1 rRNA gene is annotated in these 1,396 nt (G+C 55.1%); it reads left to right on the top strand.

The features are described from left to right. Positions 1 to 1,396: ribosomal RNA gene (locus C667_RS22950) — 23S ribosomal RNA — on the top strand; the annotation flags it as partial.

Here is a 1,396-nt window from a genome sequence, read left to right as displayed (position 1 = left end):
GAAAGCGTAATAGCTCACTAGTCGAGTCGTCCTGCGCGGAAGATGTAACGGGGCTCAAGCCATGAACCGAAGCTGCGGATGTGTCTTTGACACGTGGTAGGGGAGCGTTCCGTAAGCCTGCGAAGGTGTCTCGTAAGGGATGCTGGAGGTATCGGAAGTGCGAATGCTGACATGAGTAGCGATAAAGGGTGTGAAAAGCACCCTCGCCGTAAGCCCAAGGTTTCCTGCGCAACGTTCATCGGCGCAGGGTGAGTCGGCCCCTAAGGCGAGGCAGAAATGCGTAGTCGATGGGAAACAGGTCAATATTCCTGTACCGCTCTTAGATGCGATGGGGGGACGGAGAAGGTTAGCTCGGCCATCTGTTGGAATAGGTGGTTTAAGCGTGTAGTCGTGCCGCGTAGGCAAATCCGCGTGGCTAAGATGAGGCGTGATGACGAGGATCCTCGGATCCGAAGCGAGTGATACCCAGCTTCCAGGAAAAGCCTCTAAGCTTCAGTCTAAGAGTGACCGTACCGCAAACCGACACAGGTGGGCTGGTAGAGAATACCAAGGCGCTTGAGAGAACTCAGGAGAAGGAACTCGGCAAATTGATACCGTAACTTCGGGAGAAGGTATGCCCCTGGTACGTGAAGGCCCTCGCGGCCGGAGCGGAACGGGGTCGCAGAGAATCGGTGGCTGCGACTGTTTATTAAAAACACAGCACTCTGCAAACACGAAAGTGGACGTATAGGGTGTGACGCCTGCCCGGTGCCGGAAGGTTAAGTGATGGGGTGCAAGCTCTTGATCGAAGCCCCGGTAAACGGCGGCCGTAACTATAACGGTCCTAAGGTAGCGAAATTCCTTGTCGGGTAAGTTCCGACCTGCACGAATGGCGTAACGATGGCCACACTGTCTCCTCCTGAGACTCAGCGAAGTTGAAATGTTTGTGAAGATGCAATCTCCCCGCGGCTAGACGGAAAGACCCCATGAACCTTTACTGTAGCTTTGCATTGGACTTTGACGGGACTTGTGTAGGATAGGTGGGAGGCTATGAAACCGGGACGCCAGTTCCGGCGGAGCCACCCTTGAAATACCACCCTGGTGTCGTCGAGGTTCTAACCCAGGCCTGTGAATCCAGGTCGGGGACCGTGCATGGTGGGCAGTTTGACTGGGGCGGTCTCCTCCCAAAAGGTAACGGAGGAGTACGAAGGTCACCTAGGTACGGTCGGACATCGTACTGATAGTGCAATGGCAAAAGGTGGCTTGACTGCGAGACCCACAAGTCGAGCAGGTGCGAAAGCAGGTCATAGTGATCCGGTGGTTCTGTATGGAAGGGCCATCGCTCAACGGATAAAAGGTACTCTGGGGATAACAGGCTGATTCCGCCCAAGAGTTCACATCGACGGCGGAGTTTGGC

The organism is Thauera phenylacetica B4P, assembly GCF_000310225.1.
Taxonomy (GTDB): domain Bacteria; phylum Pseudomonadota; class Gammaproteobacteria; order Burkholderiales; family Rhodocyclaceae; genus Thauera; species Thauera phenylacetica.
Note: the sequence above shows the minus strand (reverse complement) of the source record. Positions and strands in the feature narration are given on the sequence as shown.